This is a genomic window from Methylobacterium sp. Leaf118, assembly GCF_920984675.1.
Lineage (GTDB): Bacteria > Pseudomonadota > Alphaproteobacteria > Rhizobiales > Beijerinckiaceae > Methylobacterium.
The window spans coordinates 55,033-77,436 of sequence record NZ_CAKLBV010000007.1 but is presented as its reverse complement, the minus strand read 5'-3'; the positions used below and the strand labels follow the sequence as shown (position 1 = coordinate 77,436).

At 70.3% G+C, this 22,404-nt stretch carries 17 protein-coding genes; 11 read left to right on the top strand and 6 right to left on the bottom strand.

From position 1 onward, the window contains the following. Positions 1-118 precede the first annotated feature (118 nt). Together LW587_RS05135 and LW587_RS05130 are read right to left on the bottom strand one after the other, a co-directional pair. Positions 119-403, bottom strand: a complete 285-nt coding sequence (locus tag LW587_RS05135; RefSeq protein WP_232628519.1) for a hypothetical protein — start codon at positions 401-403, stop codon at positions 119-121. Between the two features lie 880 nt (positions 404-1,283). Beyond that, complete coding sequence (locus LW587_RS05130) at positions 1,284-1,814, bottom strand: calcium-binding protein (protein WP_232628518.1); 531 nt, start codon at positions 1,812-1,814, stop codon at positions 1,284-1,286. Positions 1,815-1,955: 141 nt separating this feature from the next. On the opposite strand from LW587_RS05130, the gene LW587_RS05125 reads away from it, so the two are divergent. The 4 genes from LW587_RS05125 to LW587_RS05110 all read left to right on the top strand — a co-directional run bounded on the left by LW587_RS05125 (position 1,956) and on the right by LW587_RS05110 (position 7,592). Continuing rightward, complete coding sequence (locus tag LW587_RS05125) at positions 1,956-2,375, top strand: helix-turn-helix domain-containing protein (RefSeq protein WP_232628517.1); 420 nt, start codon at positions 1,956-1,958, stop codon at positions 2,373-2,375. Positions 2,376-2,548: 173 nt separating this feature from the next. Continuing rightward, complete coding sequence (locus tag LW587_RS05120) at positions 2,549-3,634, top strand: efflux RND transporter periplasmic adaptor subunit (protein WP_232628516.1); 1,086 nt, start codon at positions 2,549-2,551, stop codon at positions 3,632-3,634. Next, entirely contained in the window at positions 3,631-6,744 is a 3,114-nt protein-coding gene (locus tag LW587_RS05115; RefSeq protein ID WP_232628515.1) for an efflux RND transporter permease subunit, read from the top strand. Before LW587_RS05120 ends, LW587_RS05115 begins: the two co-directional genes overlap by 4 nt. A 305-nt stretch (positions 6,745-7,049) precedes the next feature. Then, positions 7,050-7,592: a TetR/AcrR family transcriptional regulator gene (locus tag LW587_RS05110; RefSeq protein ID WP_232628514.1), complete on the top strand. Its 543-nt coding sequence runs from the start codon at positions 7,050-7,052 to the stop codon at positions 7,590-7,592. Between the two features lie 166 nt (positions 7,593-7,758). Here the strand turns inward: LW587_RS05110 and LW587_RS05105 are convergent, their stop codons facing one another. Then, a complete protein-coding gene (locus tag LW587_RS05105) occupies positions 7,759-8,595 on the bottom strand; it encodes a polysaccharide pyruvyl transferase family protein (protein ID WP_269780296.1) in 837 nt (278 codons plus the stop codon). A gap of 296 nt (positions 8,596-8,891) precedes the next feature. Here LW587_RS05105 and LW587_RS05100 point away from each other — a divergent pair, with 296 nt between their 5' ends. From LW587_RS05100 to LW587_RS05085, 4 genes are all read left to right on the top strand, one after another. After that, positions 8,892-9,299 carry a hypothetical protein gene (locus LW587_RS05100; protein ID WP_232628512.1) on the top strand — a complete coding sequence of 136 codons (408 nt, stop codon included), beginning with the start codon at positions 8,892-8,894 and terminating at the stop codon, positions 9,297-9,299. 81 nt (positions 9,300-9,380) lie between these two features. Beyond that, the gene (locus tag LW587_RS05095; protein ID WP_232628511.1) at positions 9,381-11,111 is read left to right on the top strand and encodes an efflux RND transporter periplasmic adaptor subunit; all 1,731 of its coding nucleotides are present in this window, start codon (positions 9,381-9,383) and stop codon (positions 11,109-11,111) included. 12 nt (positions 11,112-11,123) lie between these two features. Beyond that, positions 11,124-14,330 carry an efflux RND transporter permease subunit gene (locus LW587_RS05090; RefSeq protein ID WP_232628510.1) on the top strand — a complete coding sequence of 1,069 codons (3,207 nt, stop codon included), beginning with the start codon at positions 11,124-11,126 and terminating at the stop codon, positions 14,328-14,330. A 35-nt stretch (positions 14,331-14,365) separates the two neighbouring features. After that, complete coding sequence (locus LW587_RS05085) at positions 14,366-14,728, top strand: hypothetical protein (RefSeq protein WP_232628509.1); 363 nt, start codon at positions 14,366-14,368, stop codon at positions 14,726-14,728. Positions 14,729-14,827: 99 nt separating this feature from the next. Here LW587_RS05085 and LW587_RS05080 read toward each other — a convergent pair whose 3' ends face one another. From LW587_RS05080 to LW587_RS05070, 3 genes are read right to left on the bottom strand one after another with little or no spacing between them, the layout of a single operon-like run. Then, positions 14,828-15,322 (bottom strand): hypothetical protein, encoded by a 495-nt coding sequence (locus tag LW587_RS05080; protein ID WP_232628508.1) that lies wholly within the window; start codon positions 15,320-15,322, stop codon positions 14,828-14,830. 20 nt (positions 15,323-15,342) lie between these two features. After that, positions 15,343-15,873 (bottom strand): GspMb/PilO family protein, encoded by a 531-nt coding sequence (locus LW587_RS05075; RefSeq protein ID WP_232628507.1) that lies wholly within the window; start codon positions 15,871-15,873, stop codon positions 15,343-15,345. Further along, on the bottom strand, positions 15,870-16,937 hold the full coding sequence (locus tag LW587_RS05070; RefSeq protein ID WP_232628506.1) for a hypothetical protein: 1,068 nt from the start codon (positions 16,935-16,937) through the stop codon (positions 15,870-15,872). The genes LW587_RS05075 and LW587_RS05070 overlap by 4 nt, the downstream gene beginning before the upstream one ends. Before the next feature lie 560 nt (positions 16,938-17,497). Here LW587_RS05070 and LW587_RS23980 point away from each other — a divergent pair. The 3 genes from LW587_RS23980 to LW587_RS05045 are packed head-to-tail and all read left to right on the top strand — an operon-like array spanning position 17,498 to position 22,390. Next, entirely contained in the window at positions 17,498-21,253 is a 3,756-nt protein-coding gene (locus LW587_RS23980; protein ID WP_269780295.1) for an RICIN domain-containing protein, read from the top strand. Between the two features lie 27 nt (positions 21,254-21,280). Next, positions 21,281-21,565: a hypothetical protein gene (locus tag LW587_RS05050; RefSeq protein ID WP_232628505.1), complete on the top strand. Its 285-nt coding sequence runs from the start codon at positions 21,281-21,283 to the stop codon at positions 21,563-21,565. A gap of 60 nt (positions 21,566-21,625) precedes the next feature. Further along, the gene (locus LW587_RS05045) at positions 21,626-22,390 is read left to right on the top strand and encodes a class I SAM-dependent methyltransferase (RefSeq protein ID WP_232628504.1); all 765 of its coding nucleotides are present in this window, start codon (positions 21,626-21,628) and stop codon (positions 22,388-22,390) included. Positions 22,391-22,404 lie beyond the last annotated feature (14 nt).

Below are 22,404 nucleotides of genomic sequence, written 5' to 3'. Positions count from 1 at the left end.
ACCTTCCATGAACTTGTATCAGCCGCTCGCGGCAGGCTGCCATTGGTGGCGCCTCGGCACGCCGGGTCGTGACCCACGACCGGCGTTGAGCCTGGGCGGATCAGGCGATGCTCGCGCACTACTCTTCGCGCTCTCCGGCTTGACCGCTCATCCCATCGGCGACCGCGTCGAAGAGCGCGACATAGGCCTGGCTGTTGGCCTCTCGGATGAACTGCAGGTCGGCTTCGGCAGCGCCGGCCACTTCGAGGCCGGAGATCTGGGCGGCGAGGTGACGGCCCAGCATGCGGACTTTGTCGGCGGTGAATCCGTGGCTCTCGAACGTGAGCATCGCGACCGTTTGGACCATTGCGCGGAGCGCTGAAAGCTCGGCGGCTTGCTCGGCCGCGCCCTGATTGATCGACATCGCCGGGAGGCTCCTGTGGGCCCGTGACGGGCGCTCCGGTGACACAGACCACCGCACTCCAGCGGATGCAATCGCCTCGACAGCCCGGCGAACTCGCGACGATCCTCGGGTATCGTTCAGGATATCCGAACAGAGAAAATTTCTCGGGATGTTGTTTCGTATCGACTTTTTCTGAGAGAGGGCATCTCCCTCGGGCTGATACGAGAGAATTTGCCCTCTCAGATCGGAACGATACCGAAGCGCCCGAGCATAAACGGCCGGGCAATCTTGAGACATCTCCAGAAAGAGATCCGGCAATCGTCTGGCAACAGAAATCGCCTACCTTCGGTGGTTCGGAGCGGCCGAGGACGCGTGCCCGGCAAACACGAGGGCGCACAGACTGGTCCGGCATCGGAACGCCCGGGTCAGCGCGCCCGTGCCGTTCAGGGTTTGATGGCGCGATCAGGCCGGTCGTGGTCGCAACCCGTTCGCGAGCTGCAGGAGCCGGTTGCCGGCTTTCACGTCGCCGCCCGCCAGAGGACCCATCACTGTCGCGGCACGCGGAGACATGGCCGATCCCGCAGCGCCCGCCGGTTCGGCAAAGTGGCGTGCGAACCGGAGCATCGCCTGATCTGGGCTCCGCTTGATCAAAGCGGAGCCCAGATCAGGCAAGCCCGCGCAGCGTTTGAGCGAAGCCCAAATCCGCCATCCCGAAGGGATCAACCGGATTTGGTATGATCCGCAAACCGGCAACCCCCTCTCGGGAGGAGGCGCGGGTAACGAACAGCGATCCCCGCGTCGTCGTCGGCGTCATCCGCCGAGCGACCGCGGTGACGGGCAACGCGCCCGGGAGATTGCGTCATACCGAGGCGATCGCCGTGCGCGCGTCGGTGCCGTCACCTCACACGATGAAGAAATCATCAGCGGTGAGCGCGACCTTGTTGTCGAGCGTCGCGAATTTCACCGTCCCTCCGCTACCCGAGCCACCCGCATCGTAGAACAGCTCCCCGGTCGAGGGCTTGAACAAGGTGCGCTCGTCGGCATCGACCGAATTGGCGCTGATGTTCTTGAACGCGCTCTTGTCGAGTTCACCCGTCGCCAGGGTCGTGAAGATGCTCTGCGACAGTCGGATCGTGTCCTCGCTGGCAAAGTCGGTGATGCGGGCGATATTGACCGAGCCCAGCCCATTGACGAAGACGAAGCTGTCGGCTCCGCCCCGGCCGGTCAGCCCGTCGTTGCCCCAGCCGCCGTTCAGCACGTTCGCGCCGTTGTTGCCGATCACCGTCTGGGCGAACGCGTTGCCGGTCCGGTCGATCGCCCGGTCACCGGCCGAGCGCAGAACGTGGAGTTCATCGATCTCCTGACTGGCCGCCGGGGTGAAGCTCACGCTCGTGCGGATCGTGTCGGTGCCGTCGCCGATCCCTTCGAACACGCGGTCGCCCGACCGCGCCGTCTTCGAGGCGCGCGGGGGACGGACCAGCGGAACGCAGCGGATTGCTTCTCGCCCGCAACGCGCCGCTGGTTGGCCTGTTCACCGGTTCTCTTCGCCGCCTACGTACAGGCCGTGCCGACCATGACGCCCGGGGAACGCGAGAGCGGCCTCGACGGCCTGATCCATCTCCCCGCCGGCCTGGTCGATCAATGGCGCTCCGCCCACACCGCAGAGGACGGGCCGCTGAGCCTCGAGGCGATCCGCGGCCTGGCCGACGCCCCGATCGCGCGCCAAGTGAGCGACTTCGATGTCGATACGCGGGTGCGCGGCCTCGGCAATTCGCGCACCCGCCTCTGCGCCGCTTTCTCGGAGCGGGGCGGTGTCCGGGCCACCATCCGCAACGCCCGCCTCGACAGCGTCCGCACACGATTGGCCGTCCTCGGTGGGACGATCGAGGCCATCGCCGTCACAGCGGGATTCCGCGACGACGCGTCGATCTCCCGCGCCTTCCAGCGCCGCTTCGGCGGCTCCCTGCGCGAGGCCCGCGAAGGCCATCTCTGACGCGTCCGGCCTTCCCGCCATCGGAATCCTTACCATCGGCGGGCCGGGCGGATCGCCCGCTGCGTCGCCCGGGTCCGCGATCACCCGCCGGAGCCGCCATTGACGCCGAACCCATGCCGCAATAGATTACTTATCTAATTTATTTCTGCCTCCAGACGGTCACGGGGACGACGATGGACAAGCGATGGGTCGTTGTTCTTGCCGGGTTGGTGGTGGCGGGGTGCTCGCCGGCCGAGACGGCCGTGGCGCCCGAGCCGCCCCTGGTCCAGACCGTCGATGTCGCCCCGGCGGCCGCGGGAATCGCGCGCTACACGGGCGTGATCCGAGCCCGGACCGAGAGCAATCTCGGCTTCCGCGTCGGCGGCAAGATCTTCGAGCGCCTCGTCGATCCCGGGGACCACGTGCGGCGCGGGCAGGCGCTGATGCGGCTCGACCGGACCGATTTCACCCTCGCGCTGAACGCGGCCCGGGCCTCGGTCGAGGCGGCGCGGGCGCAGATGATCAAGGCCAGGGCGGACGAGGAGCGCAGCCGCAAGCTCGTCGGCGAGGGCTGGACCTCGCGGCAGAGCTACGACCAGAACAAGGCTGCGGCGGACGCGGCCATCGCCCAGTTCGCCTCGGCCGAGGCCCAGGCGAGCCAGATCGCCAATCAGGCCGGCTATTCCGAGCTCCAGGCCGATGCCGACGGCGTGGTGATGGAGGTGCCCTCCGAACCCGGCCAGGTGGTAGCCGCCGGCCAGACCGTCGTGCGGCTGGCCCGCGACGGCGCCCGCGAGGCGGAGGTGTTCGTGCCCGAGGCGAGCCGCCGCCTCGCGACGGGCACGGCCTCCGCCACGCTCTATGCCGAGGGGGAGACCACCTACCCGGCCCGCCTCCGCGAGCTGTCCGCCACCGCCGACCCGGCCACGCGCACCTACCGGGCGCGCTACATCCTGTCCGGCAACGGCGAGGACGCGCCGCTCGGGGCCACCGTGACGCTCCGGCTCACGCCGAGCGAGGCCGGGCGCCCGGCCTCGGTGGCCGTGCCGCTCGGCGCCCTGTTCGACGCGGGCGCCGGCGCCGCCGTGTGGCGGCTCGATCGGGACACCAACACGGTCCGCGCGCAGCCGGTCGCCATCGCCCGCCTCTCCGAGGAAAGCGCGGAGATCGCCTCCGGCCTGATTCCGGGCGATCGGATCGTCGCCCTCGGCGCCCATCTCCTCACCACGGGACAGCACGTGCGCCAGGCGCCCGCGAGCATCACGGGGGTGGCCCGATGAGCGCCACCTCCTTCAACCTCTCGGCGCTGGCGGTGCGCGAGCGCGCCGTCACGCTGTTCCTGCTGATCGCCATCATCGGGGCCGGAATCTTCGCCTTCGAGCGGCTCGGGCGCGCGGAGGATCCGACCTTCACCGTGAAGGTGATGGCGGTCTCGGCCGCGTGGCCCGGCGCGACCGCCGACGCGATGCAGCGGCAGGTGGCCGACCCGCTGGAGAAGCGGCTGCAGGAACTCGTCTACTACGACCGCGTCGAGACCACGGTCCGGCCCGGCCTGATGCTGATGAAGGTGTTCTTCAAGGACAACATGCCCCCGGCCAAGGTCCAGGGGGAGTTCTACCAGACCCGCAAGAAACTCTCCGATCAGGCCTCCAGCCTGCCGCGCGGCGTGCTCGGACCGTTGTTCAACGACGAATTCTCGGACGTCTATTTCGCCCTCTACGCGCTCCAGGCGAGGGGGCAGCCGCACCGCCACCTCGTGATGCGGGCGGAGGATCTGCGCCAGCGCCTGCTGCGGGTGCCCGGCGTCGAGAAGATCAACATCCTCGGCGAACAGGCGCAGAAGATCTTCGTCGAAATCTCCTACCAGCGCCTCGCGACCCTCGGGATCACGGGCCCGCAGCTCCTGGCCTCCCTCGCCAACCAGAACGACGTGACGCCCGCGGGCTTCGTCGAGGCGGACGGGCCGCGGGTCTACCTGCGACTCGACGGCGCCATCGACGGGCTCGACGCGATCCGCAACCTCCCGGTGGCGGCGGGCGAGCGCAGCCTCAAGCTCGGCGACATCGCCGAGGTCAAGCGCGGCTATGAGGAGCCGAAGGCCTTCGCGATCCGCAACGACGGCGAGCCCGCCCTGATGCTCGGCGTGGTGATGAAGCCCGGCTTCAACGGCCTCACCCTCGGCGCGGCGCTCAACGCCGAGGAGATCGCGATTCACCACGAACTGCCCACCGGCATCGGGTTCACCAAGATCACCGATCAGGCCAAGGTCATCGACGAGGCGATCCAAGAGTTCATGGTGAAGTTCTTCACCGCCCTCGGGGTGGTGATCCTCGTGTCCCTGGTCGCGCTCGGGTTCCGCGTCGGCATCGTGGTGGCCTTGGCCGTGCCCCTCACGCTGTCGGCGGTGTTCGTGGTGATGATGCTCACCGGCCGCGACTTCGACCGGATCACGCTGGGCGCCCTGATCATCTCCCTCGGGCTGCTTGTCGACGACGCCATCATCGCCATCGAGATGATGGTGGTGCGCATGGAGGAGGGCGCCGACCGGATCGCGGCGGCGACCTATGCCTGGAGCGCCACCGCCGCGCCGATGCTGACCGGCACGATCGTCACCATCGCGGGCTTCCTGCCGGTGGGCTTCGCGGCCTCGACGGCGGGCGAATATGCCGGCAACATCTTCTGGGTCGTGGCCTTCTCGCTGATCGTCTCGTGGGTCGTGGCGGTGACCTTCACGCCCTATCTCGGCGTCAAGCTGTTGCCCAACATCAAGAAGGTCGAGGGCGGGCACGAGGCGATCTACGCCACCAAGAACTATCAGCGCCTGCGCCGGATCGTGCGACTCTCGGTCGACCACAAATGGTGGGCGGCCGGCATCACCCTGGCTCTGTTCGCGACGGCCGTGGTCGGCATGGGCAAGGTGGAACAACAATTCTTCCCGAACTCGGAGCGCCCCGAACTCATCGTCGAGGTGACGCTGCCGGCGGGCTCGGCCTTCGCGGCCACCGAAGCCACGGTGAGGCGGGTCGAGGACGCCATCCGCCCGCTGCCCGAGGCACGCGCGATCACGAGCTATATCGGCCAGGGCATGCCCCGCTTCGTGCTCTCGTTCGATCCCGAACTGCCCGATCCGGCCTTCGCCCAGATCGTGGTGCAGACCGCCGATTCCCACGCCCGCGACGCGCTCCGGGCCCAGGTGCGCGGGCTCGTCGAGGAGGGCCGCTTCCCCGAAGCGCGGGTGCGGGTGCTGCAGATCGTGTTCGGGCCGCCCGTCCGCTTTCCGGTGGCGTTCCGCGTGGTGGGGCCGGACCTCGACGTCATCCGCGGCATCGCCGCCGAGGTGGCCGAGGCCATGGCCTCCAACCCGAACATGCGCATGGTCCACCTCGACTGGGGCCACAAGACCCCGAGCCTGCACCTCGCCCTCGACCAGGAGCGGCTGCGCCTGATCGGTCTGACGCCGAAGGAGGCCGGCCAGCAATTGCAGAGCTACCTCAACGGGACGCCGGCGACCCAGGTGCGCGAGAACCTGCGCTCCGTGGACGTGCTCCTGCGCAGTCCGGGACCCGAGCGGCGTTCGCTCGGCGAGATCGGCGACCTGACGCTGGCGACCAAGGACGGACGCCAAGTCCCGCTCGCGCAGGTGGCGCGCCTGGAGAGCCGCAGCGAGGACGCGGTGCTCAAGCGCTACAACCGCGAGACCTATATCCGCGTCCAGGGCGACGTCATCGACGGACGGCAGCCGCCGGACATCCACGCGCAGGTCGCGCCGCTCCTTGAGGCGATCCGGGCGAAGCTCCCGCCGGGCTACCGCATCGACTCGGCCGGCGCGGTGGAGGAGAGCGCCAAGGCGATGACGGCCCTGGTGTCCGTCTTCCCGCTGATGCTGATCGTGACGCTGACGGTCATCATGCTTCAGGTGCGCTCGTTCACGACGATGTTCATGGTGTTCGCCACCGCCCCGCTCGGTCTGGTCGGGGCCGTGCCGACGCTGCTGATCTTCCACCAGCCCTTCGGCTTCAACGCGATCCTCGGCCTGATCGCGCTCTCCGGCATCCTGATGCGCAACACCCTGATCCTCGTGGACCAGATCCACCACGACCGGGCGGCGGGCCTGTCGGATTACGAGGCCATCGTGGAATCCACCGTCCGGCGGGCCCGTCCCGTCATCCTGACGGCGGCGGCGGCGATGCTAGCCTTCATCCCGCTCACCCACTCGGTGTTCTGGGGGGCCCTGGCCTATGTCCTGATCGGCGGCGTCGGCGTCGGCACCCTCCTGACCCTCCTGTTCCTGCCCGCCCTCTACGCCCTGTGGTTCCGCGTCTCGCGGGAGGCGCGGCAGGCGGAGGTCCCGTCGGAGGCCGGCGCGATGCTGCAACCGGCCCAGTCCTGACGCCAGAGGACCGGGTTCGTGGACGGGCCTCCGACCCACGCGATCGCCGGCCCGGCATCGGGCCTGCGATGCGGCGACCGGTCTGCGCTTCCGCTCCCTCGCGCAGACCGGTCGTGCGTCGTTCCCACCGGCCTTGGGGAATTCATCCTGGATCTCGGATCCGGGAGGATTCTCGGGACGTCCGTTTCGGATCGGCTTGTTCCGAGAGCCGGCGTCCAGCTCCCGGGCCGATACGAAAGGGTCGGCCCTTCATGAGACGAGGGGCAGCCGCTATATAACGTGTTGGAACATCGAGAGATTCAACAATGCCGAGAGTTTCGCAGGAGCAGGCCCGGCTCAATCGCCAGCGCGTGGTCGAGGTCGCCGCGACCCTGTTTCGGGAGCGCGGCCTTCACGGTGTCGGCGTCGCGGACATCATGGCCTCCGCGGGCCTGACCCATGGCGGCTTCTACGGCCAGTTCGCCAACAAGGAGGCTCTCGCGGCCGAGGCCTTCGACGCGGCCGTCGCCGAGGATCGGCGCGGAGACGTGGACACCATCCTCGCGACCTACCTGTCCCAGGGACATCTCCGGTCGCCCGGGAAGGGCTGTCCGCTCGCGGCCCTGGCGAACGACGTCTCGCGCGAACCACCGGACAGCCCGGTCCGGGCCCGGTTCACCCGGGCCGTCGAGGGATTGGCCTCGATCCTCGCCAACCTCACCCCGAAGGCGTCCCGGGAGCGGCGTCGGCAACGTTCCCTCGCCAGGCTCTCGACACTGGTCGGCGCGGTCGTGCTGGCGCGCGCCGTCAACGACGAGGCGCTCGCGAACGAGCTGATCCAGGCCGCACATGGCTCGGTGGCCCCGTAGGCATTCCGGGGTCCGAGCGTCGGAGCCACGCCGCCGCGCTTCGTGTTCCCCGACCGCTTGCGCCGTCGAAGGATCTCCGGCCGACCGGCGCATCGCCCCGCGCCCGATCGGCCTGTGAAACGGACGCGATGCGATCGGATCGCGTGGTGCTGGTTCCCGCGATCGATCAGTTCAGGAACGAGACCGAACTCCACGAGCGCAGGCTGTGCTGGAAGACGACCCGGTTCTTGCCATAGGAATTGTCGTGCAATCGACAGGGCTTGCCCAGGAGGGCGGACGCGATGGCGACGTGAAGGCGATCGGTCGCGACGGATTGCGACGTCCGAATGGCCTCCAGGAAGCACCATGAGGCGAGCTCCGCCTTGCGGGGCCAGACCCCGAAGGTGAACGCAGCGGAGAGATCGAGGTCCGTGGTGGGGTGTCGCCCGGTCGATTCCGTATCCCGGCGAAAAAAGTACGATTCCGGCTTCTGCGCCAGATCGCGCGGGGTCAGATTGTTCAGCTGCAGCTTCTCGGTATAATTCTGCTGATAATGGTCCGGATCGGGGATGTTCGCGTAAAGCTCCTCGGTATCGAGATGAAATGCCATGTCGTGCGTGAGCATGACTTCGCACTTTGGATTGATGTTCAGAACGTGCTGATAGCTCTCGGCGTCGCGACACATCAGAATCGCATTGCTCGGCAGGAAGGCGATCACGTCCTCGTTGCCGCGAATGGTATGAGGCAGCAGGATGATCCGCTTCGCCTTGCCACTGAACCGTTCGAGGGCGGTGCGGATGGCGGTGTAGAGCGGGATGAAGTTGCCGCCGCCGCCCAGGATGACGACCTGTCCCTCCACCTTCGCATCGAGCCCGACCGGCTTGAAGGTAATATTGAGACGCTTGAACAGCTGCATGGTCGCGACGGATATCAGCGAGTCGCCCGCATTTCCCGGATTCGGAAAATAAAATACGCTCTTATTGCTAAACTCTTTCAACACTTCCGTAACTTGATAACGCCGCATCCAGCGAGGATCTAATCGGTCCATCTTCGGCTCTTTCCTGCCCGCATCGCGACTGGTCCGCCAATTCAGGCGACGCCGGCCCTATGATAGCGGCGTCTCTGGCGGGCGAAAGGGAACGGCTGCCCCCGTCCTCGCGCTGCGGCGCTTGTGGCGGCTCGGCCTTCTTTGCGCAAATCGACGGGGCCGCGGATCACAGGTGCGGATTACAGACCTTGGGACAGTGGGCAGGATCGCCCCGAGTCGGGCGTGAGAATCCGCATGGCCGAACGGCTCCGTTGTGATAGGATCTCTCTGTCATGTCGGCTCCCCGCACCCTTTGGCGCACCCTGCTCACGGTCTTCCAGATCGTGACGCTCGTTGCCTTCTCGGTGGTCGCTGCGGGGCATTCCCATGCCGCGACGGGTCCGATCGGCCACGCCCATCCCCATGACCATCCCGCGGCCCACGCCGTCCTGTCGGAACCGTCCGAGATCGGCGGGGCGCCGCACGCCGCCGCGATCGAAGCTTCTGCGCAGCAGGCCGGCGAGGACGCGGCCGCCAGCCATTGCGGCCTTCATTGCTGCCATGTCTCGGTCCTGCGGTCCGAGGGCTGGGGGATGGCCGTGACATGGCGGCCCGAACGACGGCTCGCGGGCATTCCCGCCATCGCCTTCGTCAGCGTGAGCCCCGAAGCCCTCCCCGAGCCCCCTCGAACCGTCGCTTGAGGAACGCGCATCCGCGCGCGCGCCGAGCGGCAGCCTTCTCAGGCCGCCGCCGGATCCCCTCCTGCGAAGGCTCGATCGTCCATGCGTTGTCCCTCCGCCTCCGCCTTGCGGACGGCTCTCCTCGTCCTCGGCCTCTGGGCCGGCGGGCCGCTCGCGGCCGTTGCCCACGAGGGCCACGACCATGCGGCCGAGTCACAGGCCGCGCCGGCCGCGACCGCGCCGCGCGGTGCCTCCAGCACCGACGCCCTCGAACTGGTCGCGATCGCCCGCAACGGCCGGCTCACCGTCTTCCTCGACCGGGCCGGCACCAACGAGCCCGTGACCGACGCCGTGATTCAGGCCGAGGGGCCGGACGGGACGTCCAAGGCGACCGTGATGCCGGACGGAAGCTACGGCCTCGACGCCCCCTGGAGCGCCCATCCCGGCGAGAACGAGGTGCTCTTCACCGTGACGGTCGCGGGCGAGAGCGACGTGTTCCCGGTGACGATCACGGTCCCGCCGCCACCGCCGGAGCCCGCATCCACGGGCGCCTCGGCCTGGACCGCCAGCCTCGCGGCAGCCCATGATTTCCAGCGCCATCTCAAGGACGCCGACCCCCTGCCCTTCGCCATCGGCGGCGTGGGCTTCCTGATCGGCTGCCTCGTCACGCTGCTGATGCGGGGGCGTCGCTACGGACCCGCCACCGCGCTGATCGTCCTCGTCGTGGCGATCGCCTGCGCGCCGCGGGCCTTTGCCCATGACGGGGACGACAAAGGCGGCGCGGCCTCGTCTCCGCCCATGCTGACCCGGATGGCCGCCTCCCCGTCGGGCCAGGATCTGGCCCGCCGGCAGCCGGACGGCGCGATCTTCGTGCCCAAGCCCACCCAGCGGGTCCTCGCGGTGCGCACCCAGGTCACCGCCGCCGACACCCTGCGCCGCACGGTCGAACTGCCCGGACGCATCGTGCCCGATCCGAGTGCCAGCGGGGTCGTCCAGTCCTCCGTCGGCGGCCGGCTCTCGCCGCCCGCCTCCGGCGTGTTCCCGCGGCTCGGCACCCGGGTGCGCAAGGGCGAGATCCTCGCCTCCGTCACCCCGCCCGTGCAGGCGGTGGACGTCTCGGATATGCGCCAGCGCCAGGGCGAACTCGACCAGCAGATCGCGGTCGTCGAGCGGCGGGTCGAGCGCTACCGCAAGCTCGCCCCCGGCGGCGCCGTCTCGCAGGTGCAGCTGGAGGACGCGCAGGCCGAGTTGAAGGGGCTGCTCGACCGCCGCGCCGCCCTCGACGCGATCCGCCAGCAGCCGGAAGCCCTGACGGCGCCCGTCGACGGCGTGATCGCCGAGGCGAATGCGGTGGCCGGCCAGATGGCGAGCCCGGGCCTCCAGGTCTTCCAGATCGTCGATCCGGACCGGCTCTGGGTCGAGGCCCTGAGCTTCGATGCGGTCGCCGGCGGGCCGAACGCCACCGCCCGCCTGGCCGACGGCCGGATCCTGCGCCTCACCTATATGGGCGCGGGGCTCGCCGACCGCAGCCAGGCGGTGCCGATGCACTTCGCCGTGCAGGATGCGCCCCCGGAGCTGCGCACCGGCCAGTTCGTCACCGTGCTGGCGGAGACCGATGCGCGGCAGACCGGGCTTGCGCTTCCGCGGATGAGCGTGGTGCGGGGCGGCAACGGCCAGAGCCTCGTCTACGAGCACACCGCCCCGGAGCGTTTCGAACCGCGGGAAGTCCGGGTCGAGCCCCTCGATGCCGGACGGGTCCTCGTCGTGTCCGGCCTCACGCCGGGCCGTCGGATCGTGACCCAGGGCGCCGAACTCCTCAATCAGGTTCGCTGAGGAGTCCCGCCCGTGTTCGCGCTTCTCGTCGCGCTCTCCCTGCGCAACCGCCTGCTCGTCCTGGCGCTCGCCGCCGTCCTCGTCGTCTATGGCGGCTTCGCGGTGACGAAGCTGCCGGTGGACGTCTTTCCCGATCTCAACCGGCCCACCGTCACGATCATGACGGAGGCCGAGGGTCTCGCCCCCCAGGAAGTCGAGCAGCTCGTCACCTTCCCGGTCGAGACGCAGATGAACGGGCTGCCCGGCGTCAGACGCGTCCGCTCGGTCTCGGGGGTCGGCCTGTCGGTGATCTACGTCGAGTTCGACTGGGGCACCGACATCTACCGCAACCGCCAGCAGGTCTCCGAGCGGCTCGCCATGGTGCGCCCGCAGCTGCCCGCCACCGTCAACCCGATGATGGGCCCGGTCTCCTCGATCATGGGCCAGATCGTCATGGCGGCGGTCAACGGCGGCTCGGTCTCGCCGATGCAGTTGCGGGAGCTCGCCGACTTCACCATCCGCCCGCGCCTGCTCTCGATTCCCGGCGTCGCCCAGGTGATCCCGATGGGCGGCGAGGTGCGCCAGTTCCGCGTCGCGCCCCAGCCGACGGCCCTGCGGGCGCTGGGGGTCACCCACGCCCAACTGGAGACGGCGCTGGCGCAGTTCGGGACCAATACCGGCGGCGGCTTCACCGACCAATACGCCCGCGAATACCTGATCCGGAATCTCGGCCGGACCATGGATCTCGACGACCTGCGCAACATGGTCGTGGCCACCGTCAACACCCGGCCGGTCTACTTGCGGCAGGTGGCCGAGGTGTCGTTCGCGGCGCGGGTGAAGCGGGGCGACGCCGGCTACATGGGCGCGCCGGCCGTGGTGATCTCGGTCGAGAAGCAGCCGGGGGTGGACACGGTCCGCCTCACCCGCGAGGTCGAGGCGGCGCTCGCCGAGATCACCGCCGGGCTGAACGCCTGCGGCGACGCCGCGAGCCCGACGAGCCCGGCCTTCGCGGCGCCGGCCGGCGAGACCTGCGCCTTCCGCGGCGTGCGCGCCGACCGGCTGATCTTCCGGCAGGCGAATTTCATCGAGACCTCGATCCGCAACGTCGAGACCGTGCTGGTCGAGGCGGTGGCGGTCGTGGCCGTGGTGCTGTTCGCCTTCCTGCTGAACGTGCGCACCACCGCGATCTCGCTCACCGCGATCCCGGTCTCGATCCTAGCCACGGCGATCGTCTTCTACCTCGCCGGCCTGTCCATCAACACGATGACGCTCGGCGGGCTCGCCATCGCCATCGGCGAACTCGTCGACGACGCCGTGGTCGACGTGGAGAACATCTTTCGCAGGCTCGGCGAGAACCGAAAGGCCGGAAATCCCAAGAGCGTCTTCGAGGTGGTGGTCGCGGCCTCGAACGAGGTGCGCTCGGGCATCGTCTACGCCACGATGGTGATCGTGCTAGTCTTCGTGCCGCTGTTTTCCCTGTCGGGCATCGAGGGGCGTCTCTTCGCGCCGCTCGGACAGGCCTACATCGTCTCCATCCTGGCAAGCCTCGTCGTCTCGATCACCCTGACGCCGGTGCTGGCCTCCTACCTGCTGCCGGGACTGAAGCGCCTGGAAGAGCACGAGAGCGGGCTGATCCGCGGATTGAAGCGCGCCAATGCGTGGATGTTGCGCGCCCTCGTCCCGCAGGCCCGGACCGTGATGGTCGTCGCCGGTCTGGCGGTGGCGGCGGCGGGGTTCGCGGCGGCGACGCTGCCGCGCGCCTTCCTGCCGCCGTTCAACGAGGGCTCGTTCACGGTCAACATGGCCTTCAATCCCGGCATCTCGCTCGCCGAGAGCAACCGGATCGGGCTGGTGGCCGAGCGCCTGCTCCTCGACATGCCGGGCGTGCGCTCCGTCGGACGCCGGACCGGACGCGCCGAGCTCGACGAGCACGCGGAGGGCGTCCACTCCTCCGATCTCGAGATCGACCTGACGCCGGGCACCCGGCCGAAGCCCGAACTCGTCGCCGACATCCGCGAGCGCCTGGCCCTGCTGCCGGTCTCCGTGAATGTCGGCCAGCCGATCTCGCACCGACTCGACCACATGCTCTCCGGGGTGCGCGCCGAGATCGCCCTCAAGATCTTCGGCGAGGATCTCGACACCCTGCGGGCGCTGGCCGAGGACTTCCGAGGGCGCATCGCCGACATCCCCGGCCTCGCCGACCTTCAGGTCGAGAAACAGGTGCTGATCCCGCAGCTGGAGATCCGGGTCGATTACAACCGCGCGGCCCTCTACGGCGTCCAGCCCGCGTCCCTCGTGGAGCAGCTGAGCCGCCTCTCGAACGGGCAGGTGGTCTCGCGGGTGGTGGACGGCCACCGCCGCTTCGACGTGGTGATGCGCCTCTCCGACACGATGCGCACGACCCAGCGCCTCGGCGACATGCTGGTCGAGACGCCCTCGGGCTGGGTGCCGGCCCGGCAGATCGCCGACATCCGCGAGACGGACGGCCCGAACCAGATCCTGCGGGAGAACGCCCGGCGCCGGATCGTCGTGCAGGCCAACACGCAGGCCGGCGCCGACATGGGCGCGATCGTCGCCGCGATCCAGGAGCGGGTCGCCGCGGCGCCGCTCCCCAACGGGTACGCCACCCGCCTGGAAGGCGCGTTCCAGGCGCAAGGGGAGGCGAGCCGCACCATCGGCCTGCTTTCCCTCCTCTCCTTCGGCCTGGTCTTCGCCCTGCTCTACTCCCGCTACCGCTCGGTGATCTTCACCCTGATCATCCTCGGCAGCATTCCGCTTGCCCTGATCGGCTCCGTCGCGGCCCTGTGGCTCGCCGGGCAGCCGCTCTCGGTCGCCTCGATGATCGGCTTCGTCACGCTCACCGGCATCGCCACCCGCAACGGCATCCTGAAGGTCAGCCACATCCTGAACCTCGCGATCCACGAAGGGGTGCCGTTCGGGCCCGATCTCGTGATCCGCGGCAGCCTGGAACGGCTCGCCCCGGTGCTGATGACCGCCCTCGCCGCCGGCGTCGCCCTGGTGCCGTTGCTGATCGGCGCCGACGCGCCGGGCAAGGAGATCCTGCATCCGGTCGCCGTGACGATCTTCGGCGGCCTGATCAGCGCCACCCTCCTCGACACCGTCGTGACCCCGGTCCTGTTCCTGGCGTTCGGACGCAAGCCTCTGGAACGGCTGCGGGCCGAAGCCCATCAGCGCTCCCCGTCCGGCGCCCCGGATCCGGCACCGGCCGGGGTGTTCTGAGATCGTCCTCCCCTCCCCCGAGACAGGAAAAGACCATGCGTTCCCCCCTCCTCCCCGCGATCCTCGCCGCCGCCCTCGCCCTCGCCGGACCCTGTTTCGCCGCCGGCCCCAATGGCGGCGAGATCACGGTGGCCGATGGCCATCCCATCGAGCTGGTCGCCACCGAGACCGGCGTCACGTTCTTCGTGAACGAGGAGGGCGGCAAGCCGGCCGAGACGGCCGGCCTCTCGGCCAAGGCCTTCGTTCAGGCCGGCGGCCAGACCGACACGCTGACGCTGACGCCGGCCGCGCCGAACCGGTTGGTCGGCGCCCTCAAGGCGCCGCTTCCGGCGGGCGCCAAGGTCGTGCTGTCGCTGAAGATGCACGGGCACAACATCCAGGCCCGTTTCCAGAAATAGTGCATCGGCCGGCGCGCTGGGCGCCGGCTTTCCGGACCAGCCGCTGCGCCACCGGATGTGAGAGTATCGTCCCGGATCGAGGTCCGCGGGGCGTCGCCGCTACGGCCGCAGCGGGACCGCACCCAGGGGCAGCGGGCGCAGGGTCGCGGGCTCGCCCATGAAGACGGCCCGGAAGCTGCGGCCGTTCTGCGTCAGGGTCACGCCGTCCGGCTCGATCGCCGCGACCTGCCAGTTGCCGCGCCCCTCGCCGCGGGCGAGCCAATGCGGCTCACCGCCCCCGTCATCGATGAGGGCGCGGGCCGTGCCGCCATCGACGACGATCCCCCGCAGAGTGAGCACGGGCCGCCGCGGCTCGCCTTCGAGCACGGCCGACCGGTCGCCGCGGGCGGTCCAGTCCCGCCGGCCCGGATCGAACAGGGGCCGGCGCAGGGCGGCGTCGCCGAGGGGCGTCGATGCCGGCACCACGGCCGGCGGCGGCGGCGGATCGACCGTCACGGGCCAGGCGAAGGCGGCGAGCGCGGCAACACTCGCCAACCCGAACACCACGCGGGACCCGAGGCCGCTCCCAGCCAAGAGGGCCGGCACGCCCCTCATCACACTCCTCATCCCGTCGATCATGGCTGCGCCTCCGGCCCCACCGGCGGCAGAACGAGGCCGCGGGCCGTCAGCGCCGCGCGCATCACGGTCGGGCGGCCGGTCTCGGGATCGGCCGCCCGCTCGACATCGAGATCCGCCTCCTCGATCGCGAGGATCGGCGCCTCGGTTTCGAGCGCGTGCAGCAGGCCGTGCAAGCCCGCCGCGGTGCCACGGATCACCGCGCGCAGGCGGGGCCGATCCGGGTGATCGGGATCGCGCTCGAGTTCGGACCGGTCGAGGACCACGGCGCGTCCACCGGCGAGGGCATCAAGGCGGCCGCGGAAGGCCGCCAGAAGCCCGTCGGCGTCGGGTGCGGTCAGCACCGGCGGCAGGGGCGGGCGCGCCGCCATGCGGTGGAGGCGGGCGAGACGCTCCCGGGCCGTGTCGATCCGGGCGGAGGCGTCGAACGCCGCTCCGGCATGGTCGAGGATCAGAACGAGGGCGAGGCCCGAACCGAAGAGGCCGAGCAGGATCGGGCGGGCTCGCCCGTCGGAAAGAAGCGCCCTCACGGCCGCTCTCCCCGTCCGACGCGGGGGAGTTCGACGAGAAGGCGGTGCCCCCCGCCTGCGCTGGCCTGGGCGTCGCGCAGATGGGGCGGCCCGAAGCCGGGGATCTGCGCGAGGGCCTCGAGGGCGGCGGCCTCGTCCGCCGCCTGGAGGGTGAGATAGGCGCTGTCCCGGTCGAGGCGCAGGGCCACGGCCCAGTCCGTCGCCGGAAGCGCCGCCGCGAGCGCCTCCCAGGTCCGGGCGACGGGGGCAGTCCGCCCCGCCAGGAGGGCCGCGGTGCCGGCCTGGAGCGGCGCCGGCAGGGCGGGACCCGCCGCCCGCCGCGCAGCGGTGACGGCCGCGTCGAGGGCCTCGAGGGTCGCGGCCTGATGCGCGTGCCAGCCCCAGACGGCGCCGAGGAGCAGCAGGACTGCGCCAGCGAGGAATGCGAGATCACCGGTCCGAGCGCCCCCGGCGAGCCCTTGAAGGGTGCGGTGTCCGCCGCTGAGGAGATCGACCGGCATGGTCCGCGCCTCGTCCGGCCCGACGGTGACCGTGGCGACCGCGATGCCCGCCTGCGCCAGGGCCGCGAGCAGGGGATCGAGGCGACCGCGCTTGAGCACGACGTGGCGCACCTGCAGGGTCCGGGCCTGGACATCCTCGGATTCCACGAACCAGTCGGCGTGAACGCCCTCCGCGCGGAACGGGGTGGCCGCCTCCAGCTCCTGCGCCAGCACCATTCGCATCCTTGGCAGCACGGCACTCGGCAGGACCAGGGTGCGCGTGAAGCAGGCGGTGGGATCGACCAGGATCTTGGCGCGCAGCCCCGCCTGGCCCTCGCGGATCGCCATCAGGCGCTCGACGAGGTCGTCCGCGCCGATCGCGAGGGCGTGGCGGCGCGGCTCGGCGGCGCGGTGGTCGAGCACGGCCAGCCCGGTCTCACCGGGCGGACCGAGCTGGAGGGTGATGTGGGTGATCGCCCGGTCGGCCCGCACCTCGCTCAGGCCGAGCAGATGGGCCGCCGTATCGAAACTCTCGCGCAGGGTGGCACGCCCGCCCGACGGCGAGACAGTTGGGATGGCACGCACGGGAACCGCCCTCCCTTCACGGCGCGATGGGGAGGAATCGTTAAGGCTGGCGGCGTTTACGGCGGCTTAAAGCCCGCCTGCGGACGGAGCCTCCCCAGTCCGAGTCCCCGGTTTGCCCAAAGGGGCGGCCAGGACGACCGAGCCGGCCTGATCGGAGCCGCGGTCCGGCAGGACCGCCGCTGTCGGGCCCGGCGAGGACCGATCGCATCGGGCCCAGAGTCGGCCTCCCTCGGACAAGCTGAGCTCGATCACCGAGCGAACCCAGCGTTGCGTGTGTTCACGCTCGGCGAGCCTCGCCGCCCAGCAGGTCGAGCGAATGTCCAACAACTCTCAGTCTTGTCCACTCGATACGAGCCGCGTCCGCGGTCGTTTGTCTGTCAAAATCGAAGTAACGCTCCTGTGGGCGTCACGGTATCACTCCCTTAACCTCATTGACAGCAATCGATCCCCCTTGCGGTCAGGCCTTCGAGCGCTGCAATCTTCCTCAACGTTCGTTCCGTACCGAGAACGCGGGAGATTGCGAAGCAACCCCCAGTCAGTCAGCCAACCTCGGGGGCGAGATGAGCAGCGCACGGGACACGAACAAGGCCAAGGCGTTCCTGCGCAGTCGGCGAACGTTCTGGATGCCGCTGCTCCTCGGCGCCGTCCCCACCGCCGCCCAGGCGGACATCGATTTCTCCGCGCGCACCGGATCGGGACCGATCCGGGTGGTCCATTCCGGACTGTGCCTCACCGTCCCGGGCGCCAACCCGGCCGAGGCCGTCACCCTCGTGCAGCAAACCTGCACCGGCGCCGTGGAGCAGACCTGGCAGATCCAGTCCACGGGCAGCGCCTTCCGGCTCGTCAATCAGGCGACCGGCCTGTGCATGGATTCGCAGACCTCGCGCACCAACGGCAGCGTGGTCCGGCAGAGCCGATGCCTCAACGTGTCCCAGCAGGCGTGGTCGGCGCGGGCGCAAGGGACCGGCATGCGGCTCACCACGGGCTATTCCGGCAAGTGCCTCGACGTCTATGGCGGCTCCCGCGCCGACGGCGAGCGGCTGATCCAGTGGGATTGCTGGGGCGGCGACAACCAGAGCTTCGTCCCGGTGGCGAGTCCGGCGACCCCGCCGCCGACGGGAGGGGGAACCGGCGCGGTCGCCGCCATCTCGGTCACCCTGACGCCGACGGCCATCAACGGCTGGTACGCCAAAGAGGTGTTCCTGTTCGTGCGGGACGCTAGCGGCGCCATCACGACCCAGGCGACGGTCGCCTCCTACAATTTCGGCTTCGCGACCGCGGGCCTGAACACGCCCTCGCAGCCGCTCGCGGTGCCGGCCGGCGCGACCTGGGGCGTCGGCCTGCGGATCTGGGCCAACAGCGACAAGTCGCGCCGGGGCAACCCGATCCTGTCCTACAGCGACACGCCCGGGCAGCGCGCGCTGCAGAGTTCGGGTGACTGCGCCGCCGGCGGCCGGCAGGATGCCTGGGGCGATGCCGGCACGGCCGGACGCAACGTCGTCTACACCGTGAACTGCACCGCCCCGACGGGGACGGGTGGCGGAACCGGAACCGATCCCGGCACGGGCGGCACCGGCGGAACCGGGACCGGCGGCGACACGAGCGGCGGAACCGGGGGCACGGGAACGGGGGGCACCGGAACCGGCGGGACCGGCACAGGTGGAACGGGCACGGGCGGGACCGGAACCGGAGGCACGCCCGGAACAGGCACCGGCGGCACCGACCCGGGCACCGGCGGCGGGACCGGCACCGGCGGAACCGGCACGGTGACTTGGACGCGCTGCGCCGCCGAGAACGAGACCTGCACCGTCTCGGGCACGCGCACGGTCCGTTACGGCGCCAACGGCACCTACGCGACCCGCACGGCCACCGGCTCCATCGCCTGCAGCAACGCCACCTTCGGCGATCCGCTCTACGGCGTGGCCAAGGCCTGCGACGTCCAGGGCAGCGCCTCCACGGGCGCGGGTACCACCACCGCCACCGCGGTGACCCTGACGCCGACCGAGATCAACGGCTGGTTTGCCAAGGAACTGTTCCTGTTCACCCGCAACACCGACGGCAGCGTCGGCTCGCAGACGCTGGTCCTGTCCTACAACTGGGGCACCACGCCGGCCGGCCTGAACGCGGCCTCGCAGCCGATCACCGTCCCGGCGGGCGGGCGCTGGGCCGTCGGCCTGCGGATCTGGGCCAACCAGGACAAGTCGCGCAACGGCACGCCGCTCGTCTCCTACAGCGACACGCCGAACGAGCGGGCGCTCCAGACCTCGGGCGATTGCGCCGCGGGCGGGCGCCAGGACATGTGGGGCGATTCCGGCGCGCCGGGCCGCAACGTCGTCTACACCCTGCGCTGCACCACCACGACCGTCACCGATCCGGGCACCGGGACGGGCGGGACCGGGGGAACGGGCGGCACCGGCGGCACCGGAACGGGCACCGGCACGGATGGGGGCACCGCAACGCTCCCACCCGGCGAGCGCGCCCCGACCGGCGCCTCCGTGCTGATCAACCGCCGCTCGGGCAATTGCGTCGACGGCGCCGCGAACGGCGTGCTCCAGCAGGTCTGCCGCGATCCGGCGAGCCAGACCTGGACCTTCCTGCCCATGGCGGAGGGCTACCAGATCAAGAGCGCGACGACCGGACAGTGCCTCGCGGTGGAGAATGCGGGGACGGGCAACGGCACCCGCGTGGTGCAACAGGGCTGCTCCAGTGCCGCCAACGCCCTGTTCCGCCTGCGCAAGCTCGACAAGTGGACCGAGATCGTCGCCAACCATTCGGGCCGCTGCCTCAGCCCGACCGGGGGGAACGACAACCGCAACTCCGGCAGCGCCATCGTGCAGTGGGATTGCGACTCGGCCGACCCGCAGCGCTGGACGATCCTCGGTCCGGAGGGCCGGGCCCCGTCCGCCTGGACCGCGCCGCGGCGCATCGGCATCGTCCCGGTCGCCGGGGCGGTCCTGCCCAACGGCAAGATCCTGTTCTGGGCGGCCGAGCAGCGCTCCGCCTTCCAGACCGGCGCCACCGACGGCACCTGGACGACCCTCTACGACCCGGCCACCGATCAGGCGGTCGACACCTACATCGCCAATACCGGGCACAACATGTTCTGCCCCGGCACGAACGTGCTGCCGGACGGGCGCATCCTGATCACCGGCGGCATCGCCGCGGGCGTCTCGACCATCTACGACCCGGCCGCGAATTCCTGGACCCGCGTGGCCAACATGAACATCACCCGCGGCTACAACGCCAACACCACGCTCTCGAACGGCGATTCCTTCACCTATGGCGGCTCGTGGTCCGGCGGGGCCGGCGGCAAGGACGGCGAGGTCTGGTCGCAGGCCACCAACCGCTGGCGCGTGCTGCGCAACGTCAAAGGCGAGGCGGCGGCCGATCCGAGCGTGCCGGTCTATCCCGGCGACACCCATTACTGGCTGTTTGCCGGCGCCAACGGCTCGGTGTTCCATGCCGGCCCGAGCACCGACATGCACTGGATCGATACCAGCGGCGACGGCAGCATCCGCTTCGTCGGCAAGCGCGGCAACGACCGCTTCGCGGTGAACGGCACCGCCAACATGTACGACATCGGCAAGATCTTTAAGGCCGGCGGCGCCCCCGCCTATACCGGGGCGCCGGCCCTCGACACCGCCTACACGATCGATATCGGCGCCGGCCCGAACGGAGCCGTCACCGTCGCCGAGACCGCGCCGATGCTGTTCCCGCGGGCCTACACCAACAGCGTCGTCCTGGCCGACGGAGACGTCGTGACCGTGGGCGGGCAGATCGTGGCGGCCCAGTTCACCGACAACCTGCCGGTGATGATGCCGGAGATCTGGTCGCCGAAGACCGGCAAGGTCCGCCGGCTCGCCCCGATGGTGGTGCCGCGCAACTACCACAGCATCGCCATGCTGATGCTCGACGGGCGCGTGCTCGTCGGCGGCGGCGGCCTCTGCGGCGGCTGCGGCGGGGCCGACCATCTCGATTTCGAGATCCTGACCCCGCCGAACCTCTACGACGCGCAGGGCAACCTCGCGAACCGCCCGACCATCACCGGGGCCCCCGCGAGCGCGACGATGGGCGGCACGCTCGCCGTCACCACCGACCGGGCCGTGACGAGCTTCTCCCTGGTGCGGCTCAGCAGCGTCACCCACTCAACCAACACCGACCAGCGCCGGGTGCCGCTGACGGTCACGCAGAGCGGCACGAGCCACCAGCTCACGCTGCCGAGCGATCCCGGCATCCTGCTGCCGGGCACCTGGATGCTGTTCGCGATGGATGCGGCCGGGGTGCCGAGCGTCGCGAAGGTCGTGCGGATCCGGTAAATGTCGAGACGAAGCGGAGAGCGCGCCATGCCCGAGATCGTGATGATGACCAAGAGGATCGGCAAGCTCGCGAGCCTCGCCGCGGCGGCCCTGCTCGCGGGGCCCCTTCTGGGGGCTCCGGCCCAGGCCGAGCAAACGGCCCAAACGGGCTCGGGGACGACCTCGCCGCCCCAGACGGCGAAGGGGGCCTGCCGGGTGAAGGACTATGTCGGCGGACGCACCTGCACCGGCGACGTGCCGGAGAGCGTCTGCGCGGCGATCGCCCGGGAGGCGAAGGGGCAATATACCTGGACCCAGGAGGAATGCCCCTGACACCCGGCTGCGGGGGCGCGGCCCACCGGCCGGGCTCCTGCGATCAGGAAAGGGCACCGGATGAGCCGCAGCCAGCACGACCTCGCGAGGGGCCAGTTCGGCCCGCAGGCCGGGGCCTATGTCACGAGCGAGGTCCATGCCGCCGGCGCGGATCTCGAGAGGCTGAGCCGCCTCGCGGCGGCGCTGCGCCCCGCCCGCGCCCTCGACCTCGGCGCGGGCGGCGGACATGTGGCCTATGCCCTGGCGCCCCATGCCGGCGAGGTCGTGGCCTGCGACCTGTCGCCGGAGATGATCGCCGCCGTCGCGGCGGAGGCCGGGCGTCGTGCCCTGACGAACATTTCGGGGACCGTCGCGCCCGCCGAACGCCTCCCCTTCGCGGACGCGCATTTCGATTGCGTCGCCAGCCGCTTCTCCGCGCATCACTGGTCGGACCTGTCCCGCGGCCTGGGCGAGGCGCGCCGTGTCCTGAGACGCGGCGGCACGGCCGTGTTCATCGACGTCGTCGCGCCGTCCGCCGCGGCATGGGACACCCATCTGCAGGCGGTCGAGCTGCTGCGGGACCCGTCCCATGCCCGCGATTACCGCACGGCCGAATGGACGGCCCTGCTGGAGCGCGCCGGCTTCCGGATCGAGGCGATCCAGGCCTGGCGCCTGCGCATGGACTTCGCCTCCTGGACCCGGCGGATCGGAACGCCGCCGGACGCGGTCGCCGCGATCCGATCGCTGCAAACCGGAGCCGCGGAGACGACGAAGGCCTATTTCGCGATCGAGGCGGACGGCTCCTTCGAACTGGATGTGGCCGGTTTCCAGGCCACCGCCGTGTGAGGGCGGGCCCGACG